The sequence below is a fragment of the Pseudomonas sp. Marseille-Q1929 genome (genome assembly GCF_017316265.1).
Lineage (GTDB): Bacteria > Pseudomonadota > Gammaproteobacteria > Pseudomonadales > Pseudomonadaceae > Aquipseudomonas.
Genome location: NZ_JAFLWU010000032.1, coordinates 46,323 through 56,891, shown reverse-complemented (window position 1 = coordinate 56,891; position 10,569 = coordinate 46,323). Strand labels below are relative to the sequence as shown.

Sequence of the window (10,569 nt, the reverse complement as noted above, 5' to 3'; positions counted from 1 at the left end):
GCGGGGCGGCTAACCCGGCGTCCTGCCGGGTTGCCCACGGATTCAAGCCTGCGTTCGGCCAGCGTGTTTGACGGGGCGACCCCAGATCAAAAGCCAGAGCGCGGCGGCCTTAAAGCCGACCGGTATTGCTCGTGTCGTTCACCGCTTGATCGTTCCCACGCTCCGCGTGGGAATGCATCCCTGGACGCTCTGCGTCCGCTCTTGAAGGCGTGACGCAGAGCGTCATCGGCGGCATTCCCACGCAGAGCGTGGGAACGATCAGCAAGTTTCATGGCATCAGGACACAAACCTGTACAAAAGTTGAATTATTGTCGAATTCGCTTAAATCAGCTACAGGCCTTGAGATAGAGCATTCAACCAAAAAAACCAAGCCTTCCCCAACCCCTCGTTTTTGCGAAATGTGTCACAGGGCCATACATCCCCATGGCACTTTTATGTCTTTGTGGTGACCAAGCCTGCGAATGTAGGAAGTTTCACTCACAAGGATGCGAAATGTCTTTCGACGCTTTACCTAGAACAAAACCGTCTGTTTTGCTGCAGTCTTGCGTCGCCACCTGTTCCCTTGTCGGTTTCCTGACCAGCGCAGCGGCTTTGGCGGCTGAGCCGCAAGCGCCTGCCCAACAATTACTCCTGCAGCAACAACGTGAACGCGCCCAGCGCGAGCAGTTGGAGCAATCCCCCGACGTCCGTCTCGAAGCGCCGCTGGACAGCGCCGGCAACTTGCGTTTGCCGCGCAATGAAACGCCTTGCTTCAAGATCGACCGCGTGGTGCTCAGCGGCGACCAGGCCGAAGACTTCCAGTGGGCCCTACGCGCCGCCAACCCGGCAGATGATCCGGTGCAAGGCCGTTGCGTGGGCTCCGCCGGTATCAACCTGACGATGAAGCGCATTCAAAACGCGATCATCGCCAAAGGCTTTATCACCACCCGCGTCCTCGCCGAGGCCCAGGATTTGAATCAGGGCACGCTGTCGCTGGTGCTGGTGCCAGGGCGGATCAAGCACATCCGCTTTGCCGAAGGCACCTCCGCCCGCGCCAATTATTGGAACGCCATGCCCGCATCGCCGGGTGATGTGCTGAACCTGCGCGACATCGAGCAGGCGCTGGAGAACTTCAAGCGCGTGCCCACCGCCGAAGCCGACGTGCAGATCACCCCGGCCGAAGGCGCGGATGCGCAGCCGGGTGAAAGTGATGTGGTGATTGCCTGGAAGCAGGCGATCCCGGTACGCGTCAGCCTGTCGGTGGACGACTCCGGCAGCAAGCAGACCGGCAAGTACCAGGGCAATGTCGCGCTGTCGCTGGACAACCTGGCCAGCCTCAACGATCTGTTCTACATCAGCTTCAACCATGATTTGGGCGGTGGCCAAAGTGGCGACCGTGGGTCCAAGGGCCATACCGTGCACTACTCGGTGCCCTACGACTATTGGCAGTTGAGCCTGACGTCCAGCGAGTACGACTACCACCAGACGATTGCCGGGGTGAACCAGGCGTATTCCTACAGTGGCCGCAGCCGGACCAATGAGGTGCAGCTGTCGCGGGTGATCTACCGCGATGCAGTGCGCAAGACCACCGTGTCGGTCGGCGGTTGGAGCCGCACCTCCAGCAACTACATCGAAGACACCGAGATCGAACTGCAACGCCGGCGCATGGCCGGTTGGCAGGCCGGGATCAACCACCGTGAATTCATCGGCGCGAGCACCCTCGACCTCGGTGTCGGCTATCGCCGTGGCACCGGCGCCCGTGATGCATTGCGCGCGCCTGAAGAGGAAAACGGCGAAGGCACCTCGCGCTCGCAGATCATTACTGCCAACGCCCAATTGCAGCTGCCGTTCACTCTGGCGGACCAGCGCCTGCGCTACATCGCCGGCTGGCGCGGGCAGTGGAACCGTACGCCGCTGATCCCCCAGGACCGCTTTTCGATTGGCGGGCGCTACACCGTGCGCGGCTTTGACGGCGAGCAGATCCTCTCGGCCGAACGCGGCTGGACCTTCAGCAACGACCTCGGCCTGAGCCTGGCCAACACCGGCCAGGAACTCTACCTGGGCGTGGACTATGGCGAAGTCGGCGGGCATTCCACCCAGTACCTCTCGGGCCGACGCCTGGCCGGCGCGGTGGTGGGCCTGCGCGGCGGCTACAAGCAGTTTTCCTATGACATCTACACCGGCAAGCCCCTGGAAAAACCCAAGGGTTTCCAGACCGCCGACGTGACCAGTGGCTTCAGCGCCAACTGGTCATTTTGAAGGAGGCCACGATGCACCACGACACCCTGGAGGTGCTCGCCCCCGAGCGGGCCGACAGCCCCATCGACGAAGCCCAGGTGCTGGGCTCGGCGGTGTGGCTGTGGATGCACTCGGCGGCCCATCGCGATGCGCCGTTGCACAGCCTGTCCACGCTGTTGCTGCCGGCGATCAAGCGGCGCCAGTTCATCTTGATCAGCGAAGGCGGGCGGCCGGTGTTTTTCCTCTCGTGGCTCAACCTCAGTGCCGACGCCGAGGCGCGCTACCTACGCACGCCGGCGGTGTGCCTGCCAGCGGAGGATTGGGACAGCGGCGAGCGGTTGTGGATCAACGACTGGGTCGCGCCGTTTGGCCACACCCGGCGCATCAGCAGCTTGCTGCGCCGCCGATTATGGCCCGGCAAGGTGTTCCGCGCGCTGCACCACAAAGGCGAAGAGCGCGGCTTGCGCGTCTTGAATTTCCAGGGCATCGCCGTCCTGGACCTGGAGGCGCAAGCCTGGTTTGCCACTCACCCGTTACCCAGCGACGCGCTCTGATCAGCCACCGCGCAAAGGATCTGCATGAATAAGCATCTGTTTCGAGTTGTATTCAACAAGGCCCGCGGCCTGCTGATGGTGGTGGCCGAGAACGTCAAGAGCGCCTGCAAGGCCCCCGGCACCACGCGCGGCGTGTCCCAGGTAAGCCCGGTCACCGCAACCCTCACGCCGCTGCGCTTTGCGTTGATGGTGGGCATGGGCTGGGTCACCCTGGTGGCGCCGGTGCAGGCCCAGGTCGTGGCCGATGGCTCGGCACCGGCGGGCCAGCGCCCGACCATCGGTGCCGCTGGCAATGGCGCGCCGGTGGTGGACATCACCCGCCCGAGCGACGCGGGCGTGTCGCGCAACACCTATTCGCAGTTCGACGTGGACAAGCGCGGGGTGATCCTCAACAACGCCGCGACCAACAGCCAGACCCAACTGGCCGGCTGGATCGAAGGCAACCGCGCGCTGGCCAACGGCAGTGCGCGGGTGATTCTCAACGAAGTCAATTCGAGCAACCCGAGCCAGCTGCGTGGGTTTGTCGAAGTGGCCGGTTCCAAGGCCCAGGTGGTGATTGCCAACCCGTCGGGCATCGCCTGTGAAGGTTGCGGCTTTATCAACGCCGACCGCGCCACGCTGACCACCGGGCGCGCGCAGTTCGAGAACGGACTGATCAGTGGCTATCAGGTCTCGGGCGGCAAGATCAGCATCGGAGGCGAAGGCATGGACAGCAGCCGCGCCGACTACACCGAGATCATTGCGCGCACGGTCGAAGTGAACGCGGGCATCTGGTCCAAGGACTTGACCATCAAGGCCGGCACCACCGGTACCGCGCCCGCTGACACGCCTGCCGTGGCCATCGACGTGGCGCAACTGGGCGGCATGTATGCCGGCAAGATCACCCTGGTGGGCAACGGTGCTGGCGTGGGCGTGCGCAACGCCGGGCAGATCGGCTCCAGTGCCGGCGAAGTGGTGATTGGCAGTGATGGGCGTATCGAAAACCGTGGCCAGATCAGCAGCGCCACCCAACTGACGGCCACCGCTGACAAGGGCATCGACAACAGCGGCACGCTATACGCCCAAGGCAATCTGGACCTCAAGAGCGCCGCCGATATCGACAACAAGGGCATTGCGTCCGCCCAGGGCGATGCCCGCCTGACCGCCAAGGGCGCGATCCGCAGCCAGGCCGGTTCCGCACTCGCGGCGGGCGTCGACAGCGCCGGCAAGCTGGGTGACAGCGGCTCGTTGACCCTGACTTCGGCCGGCACGATCACGGCCAAGGGGCAGAACCTTGCGGCGCAAAAGCTCACCGCCAGCGCCGCGCAGGTTGACCTGAGTGACAGCCAGACCTCGGCCCAGACCGTCGACCTGACCAGCACCGCTGGCAACCTGGACCTGCGCCGCAGCCGCGTCACCGCCAGCCAGGCCCTGACCGCCAACGCCAATCAGGCATTGCTCAGCGATGCTGCCCAGGTCGGCGCGGCGCAGATCGGCGTCACCGCGCTGGACCTGTCCAACGTCGGCGGCAAATGGGTGCAGACCGGCACTGCCGGCATGCGTGTGACCGTCACGCGCAACCTCGACAACAGCAGCGGCATCCTTGCCAGCGGCGGCGGCCTCGACGTCAGTGCCGACAGCCTGAACAACGGCGGCGGCCTGGTGCAGTCCGGTGCGCTTGGCGACTTGTCCGTCAGCGCACGCCAGCACCTGGCCAACGGCAACGGCAAGCTGGTGAGCGCCGCGCAACTGACCCTCAACGGCGGCAACCTGGATAACAGCAACGGGCAGATCACCGCTGGCGGCGCGCTGGGAGTCACCGCCGCGCAATTGAACAACGCCAAGGGCACCGTCGCGGCCACGCAGACGCTGACGGTCAAGGCCGGCAGCGTATTGAACCAGGGCGGCACCCTGGGTTCGGTGGCGGGCGACCTGCTGCTCAACAGCGACGCAACGGCGCTCGACAACACCGGCGGGCGTCTGGAAGCCGCGAAGGCGTTGACCGTCAACGCACAAGGCTTGAACAACAGCAGCGGGGTGATCACCGGCGCGCAATTGTTGCTCAATACCCAAGGCCAGCAACTGAACAACGCCCAGGGCACCCTGAATGCCAGCGATACGCTGACCGTTGACAGCGGCGTACTGAACAACGACGGCGGCATCGTGCAGGCCAAGTCGAGCCTGAAGATCGACACCCACGGCCAGCAACTGAGCAACCGCAATTCCGGCAGCACCGGTGGCATCCTCGGCCAGCGAGACGTCATCGTGCGTGCGGGCCAGTTGCTCAACGACCAGGGTTTTATCGGTAGCGCCGCCACCCTCGACGTCAACGCCCAGCACCTGAGCAACCAGGCCGGCCTGTTGCGGGCCGACGGGCACCTGCTGTTGACCGCCGCCAGTGTGGATAACAGCAGCACCCAAGGCGCCAACCAGGGCATCAAGGGCCAGTCCGTCGCGATGGACGTGGACAACGTCAGCAACCGCAGCGGTTCGATCGTCTCCGACACGACGCTGAGCGTCACCGGCAGCGGCACCCTGGACAACGAACAGGGGATCGTCTCGGCCGGCAGCACGCTGACCGTGGCCGATCGCGACCTCGCGCAAAAACGCCAGGCCATCAATAACGGCGCGGGCACCTTGATTGCCGGGCAATCGCTGCTGCTCGACAGCGCCAACTACAGCGGCAACGGCAAGGTCCTCAGCCTGGGTGACCTGACCTTCCGCCTGACCCAGGACTTCGTCAACAACGGCCTGTTCCAGGCCAACGGCAACGTGTCCCTGGCCACCAGCGGGCGCCTGACCAACCTGGGCGCGCTGCAGGCCGGCAACCTGCTGCGCTTGGACGCCAACGTTGTCGACAACACCGCCAGCGGCGTGATCAGTGCGCCCAAAGTGCAGGTCAACGCGGCCACGCAACTGGACAACCGTGGCCTGATCGACGGCGAGACCACACGGTTGACCACCGCGACCCTGAACAACCTCGGCACCGGGCGCATCTATGGCGACCTGCTCGGCATCTCCGCCGGCACCCTGAACAACACCCTTGAAGGCGCATCGGCCGCGACGATTGCCGCACGCAACCGCCTGGATATCGGCGCGCAGGTCATCAACAACCGTGAGCACGGCTTGATCTTCAGCACCGGCAACCTGCTGATCGGCGGCGCCCTGGATGCCAATGACCAGGCCACGGGCCAGGCGCAGGTGCTGAACAACGCCAGTGCCACCGTCGAAGCGCTGGGCAGCCTCAGCGTCAACGCCAGGCAGATCAACAACACCAACGAACACTTCGCCACCCAGCAAGTGCAGGTGTCCACCCAGGCGTTGCAGGAGTACCTGCTGTCGGGTTCGACCAACCGCTACCTGCCGGGGCAGATCTCGCTGTACAACGATGAAGTGCTGCACCTGGTGACGCCGGAAGGCTACGGCACGCGCTGGAACCGCTACGACTACAACCGCACCGTCACCGAGACGCAGATCGTCGCCTCGGACCCGGCGCAGATCCTCGCCGGTGGCAACATCAACCTGATTGCCGACCAGGTGTTCAACGACAAGAGCCGGATCATCGCCGGCCAGGCGCTGAATGCCAGCGTGGGCACGATAATCAACACCGAACTGACCGGCCAGAAGGTCACCACCGACAGCGGCACCCTGACCAACTACTACCGCATCCAGCGTAAGGGCCGTGACCGCCAGGGCATGGGTGTCACGGCGTACACCCCGGCGCCCTTGATCGAGCAGATCTCGCTGAAACCGACGGTGTTTACCGAGTACGCGGCCATCAACGGCACGGGCACCCAGGTGGGCGCGCTGGTCTTGGCCAAGGTCACCGACAGCGCGGCCGGCACGGGTGATCTGGCCGGTGCCGTGCGCACCTATGCGGTCAGCCCGATCAGCGAAGTGCAAGCGCTGACCCAGCAGAATGCCGGCGGCGCGGTGGAGCAGATCCGCACCGGCGGCTTCAACCCCGACCTGCCCAACAGCAGCCTGTACCAGATCAACCCCAACAGCACCGCCGGTTACCTGGTGGAGACCGACCCGCGCTTCGCCAACTACGGCAAGTGGCTGTCGTCGGATTACATGCTCGAACGCCTGAACCTCGACCCGGCCGGCACCCAGCAGCGCCTCGGCGACGGCTTCTACGAGCAGAAGCTGGTCCGCGAACAAGTCGCCCAACTCACTGGGCGCCGCTTTGTCGACGGCTACGCCAGCGACGAAGCGCAGTATCGCGGCATGATCGACAGCGCCGTGACCCTGGCCGATCAGTGGAAGCTGATCCCGGGCGTGGCGCTGACCGCCGCGCAAATGGCGCAGTTGACCAGCGATATCGTGTGGCTGGTGTCCAAGGACGTGACCCTGGCCAGCGGCGAAGTGCGCAAGGTGCTGGTGCCGCAGGTGTATGTGCGGGTGCGTGAAGGTGACATCGACGGCTCCGGCGCGCTGATGGCCGGGCGCACCTTGAACCTCGACGTGCGCGGTGACCTGGTCAACAGCGGCAGCCTCTCTGGGCGCGATGGCGTGAACGTCAGCGTGCAGAACCTCAACAACCTCGGCGGGCGCATCCAGGGCAACGACGTGTCGTTGAATGCCAGCCAGGACCTGAACAACATCGGCGGCCTGATCAGCGCCAACAGTCGCCTGGCCCTGAATGCCGGCAACGACATCAACGTGCGCTCGATCACCACCGACAGCGAGAGCGCGCAGGGCACCCGCACGGCCTTGTCGCGGGTGGCGGGGCTGTATGTGTCGGCACCGGCGGCCAACCTGATTGCCAGCGCTGGCAACAACATCAACCTGCAAGCGGCCCAGGTCAGCAACACCGGCGTCGGCGGCAAGACGGCGCTGGTGGCGGGCAACGACATCACCTTGAGCACGGTGAACGAGTCCTTCACCCAATCCAACCAATGGGACGGCGATAACTGGCGCAAGGAAGCCGGGCGCAGCGAAGTCGGCAGTTCAGTGCAGGCCACGGGCGATATCCGCCTCGGTGCCGGGCGTGATGTGCAGGCACGCGGCGCGCTGGTCAACAGTGACGCCGGTGCCGTGGCTGTCAGCGCCAACCGCGATATCAACGTCGAGGCCAGCGAGCGCTTCAGCACGGCGGACGAGGCGCACAAGGTCAAGGGCAGCAACGGCATGTTCTCCAGCAAGACCACCACCACCCGCGACACGGTGGCGCAGACCACCGCGCAAGGCTCGACCTTCAGCGGCGAGCAGGCGGTGATGCAGGCCGGCAACAACATCACCATCACCGGCAGCAACGTGGTCTCGACCTCGGGCACGGCGCTGGTGGCGGGCAATGACATCAAGGTCTTGGCGGCCACCGAAACCCTCGACGAAAAACACACCAAGGACGTGAAGACCAGCGGCATGTTCAGCGGCGGTGCGATTGCCGTCACCATCGGCTCGCAGCAACAGACCAACAAGGACAGCAGCCAGCAGACCACGGCGGCGGCCAGCAGTGTGGGTTCCACCGACGGCAATGTGCTGATCAGCTCCGGTGGCGAATACCGCCAGGTCGGCAGCAATGTCAGCGCGCCGAAGGGCGATGTGTCGATCGAGGCGTCCGAGGTGAATATCCTCGAAGCGCGCAACCTCGCCGCGCAGCAGCAGGAGCAACGCTTCAAGCAGACCGGCGTGAGCCTGACCCTGACCAACCCGATCGTCAACGCCGTGCAAACCGGCCAGCGCATGAACAAGGCCGCCGAGCGCACCGACGACAAACGCATGAAAACCCTGGCCGCGCTGAACACCGTGTGGGCCACCAACGAAGCGTATACCCAAGTGATGGCTGACCCGGCTGCAGCAGGCGGGATCAACTTGAGCATCGCCCTGGGCATGAACAAGAGCGAGAACAAAAGCGAGCAGACCTCCAACACGGCGGCCGGCTCGACGGTAGCGGCTGGGCACGATGTGTCGATTGTGGCCACCGGCGGCAAGCGCAATAACGACCTGACGGTGCAGGGCAGCCAGATCACGGCGGGTAACGATGCGCTGTTGAAAGCCGACGGCAATATCCTGCTGGCGGGTGCTGAGAACACCATCGAGCAACACAGCACCAACAAAAGCGTGAACGGCAGCCTGGGGATCGGCATCTCCTTTGGCAGCGAGAAGAATGGCCTGAGCTTCAACGCGTCGGCGTCCCAAAGCCGCGGCAATGCGGATGGCAATGACCTGGTCTGGAGCAATACCCATGTGACGGCGGGCAACAAGGCCACGCTGGTGTCCGGCAAGGACACCACCCTGCGCGGCGCGGTGGTCTCGGCTGACAAGGTCAAGGCCGACGTCGGCGGTGACTTGAACATCGAGAGCCTGCAAGACACCAGCAAATTTGCCTCCGAGCAGAAGAGCATGAGCGCCGGCATCAGCATCTGCATCCCGCCGGTCTGCGCCGGTGCCGCGACCGCCAGCTTCAGCTCCAGCAACACCAAGCAGAAGTCCAACTTTGCCAGTGTCATCGAGCAATCGGGGATTCGCGCCGGCGATGGCGGTTTCGACCTCAACGTGCGCGGCAACACCGACCTCAAGGGCGGCGTGATTTCCAGCACCGACAAGGCCATCGCCGACGGCAAGAACAGCCTGACCACCGGCACGCTGACCGTGGCCGACATCCACAACACCTCCGAAGCCAGCGTCAAGACTTCCGGGGTGGAGCTCAGTTCGGACATGCTCGACGGCAAGCTCGGCACGGCCAAGGCGCTGCTCGCCAACAGCCTCGCCAACGGTTCGGACTCCGACTCCGCCGCCAGCGACACCCGCAGCGCCATCAGCGCCGGCACCCTGGTCATCACCAATGCCGAGCGCCAGCGTGTGGTCGCGGGCATGAGCGTCGACCAGACGATTGCCACCCTCAACCGCAATACCGAGGCCGCCCACGCTGCCGTGGAGCGCCTGGACGTGGCGGAAATGGGGCGCAAGGTTGAGGCGGAGCAGGAGATCAAGCGAGAGTTCTATAACCAAGTGTCGATGTTGGCGGATGAGGCCTATCGCAAGATCTTCCTTGAGAAAGCGCGGGTGTATGAGGTGCTGAAGGGTGAGGATGGCAAGGCGTTGCGGGACGAGAATGACAAGGTTCGCTATCGCGAGTTGAGCGACGAAGAAAAGCAGCACCTCAAGCCGGGGCCGGACGGCAAGGTGCATATCGCCAACAACGGTATTTTCAACGACGCCGACGGTGCGGCCAGGTATGCCGATCAGCACAGTTCGGCGGACACCGGTCCGCAGTACCTGATCCACTTTGAGAAGGCCAATAACTTCACGTCCGAGATAATGATCGCTGCGTATCAGAAAAACCTTGAGAACGATTTCTGGGGGCTGTCCAACGCGACTGTGCAGACCAAGGAATACATGGTCCAGTTCGGCCAGAGTGGGCTGCATATCGACGGGCATAGCCGGGGCACAATGACCACGGGCAATGCCATGGAATCATTGGCCCGTGATCCGGCAAATGTTGGCGTGTTAGGCGATACGTCGATGAACTTTTTCGGGGCCGCGTACGGCGTGCAAAAAGCCGATACGTTGTTGGGAGTCTTGCAGAACCGCTCGGCGCTCAGCTCTGAGTCGCAGCGCGAAGCGATGACGTTGGCTTACCAGAATCATAATTACGATCCCGTGGCTCGGTCGCTGGGCGTAGGTTTCAACCCCGGGACCGGCGGTACGATCCCGAAGGGCAGTAACCCGCTGTGGGAGTGGGTCAAGGTGTTTTTTGCCGATGAAAGTGTCCATAACTGCTATCTCAGCGCCTCAGCGGGATGTGCTAAATATTGGGAGGGTTCCAAAGAAGGACGATCAGAGTTCGTCAAAGTCAAACCTCAACCTTAAG

At 64.0% G+C, this 10,569-nt stretch carries 3 protein-coding genes; all 3 read left to right on the top strand.

The window, feature by feature from the left end:
- The first annotated feature begins 492 nt into the window (after window positions 1-492).
- From J1G37_RS25140 to J1G37_RS25130, 3 genes are read left to right on the top strand one after another with little or no spacing between them, the layout of a single operon-like run.
- The gene (locus J1G37_RS25140) at window positions 493-2,238 is read left to right on the top strand and encodes a ShlB/FhaC/HecB family hemolysin secretion/activation protein (RefSeq protein WP_242551724.1); all 1,746 of its coding nucleotides are present in this window, start codon (window positions 493-495) and stop codon (window positions 2,236-2,238) included.
- Between the two features lie 11 nt (window positions 2,239-2,249).
- Window positions 2,250-2,771 carry a toxin-activating lysine-acyltransferase gene (locus J1G37_RS25135; RefSeq protein WP_207046081.1) on the top strand — a complete coding sequence of 174 codons (522 nt, stop codon included), beginning with the start codon at window positions 2,250-2,252 and terminating at the stop codon, window positions 2,769-2,771.
- A gap of 24 nt (window positions 2,772-2,795) precedes the next feature.
- Window positions 2,796-10,568, top strand: a complete 7,773-nt coding sequence (locus J1G37_RS25130; protein WP_207046079.1) for a hemagglutinin repeat-containing protein — start codon at window positions 2,796-2,798, stop codon at window positions 10,566-10,568.
- The last annotated feature ends 1 nt before the right edge of the window (window position 10,569 follow it).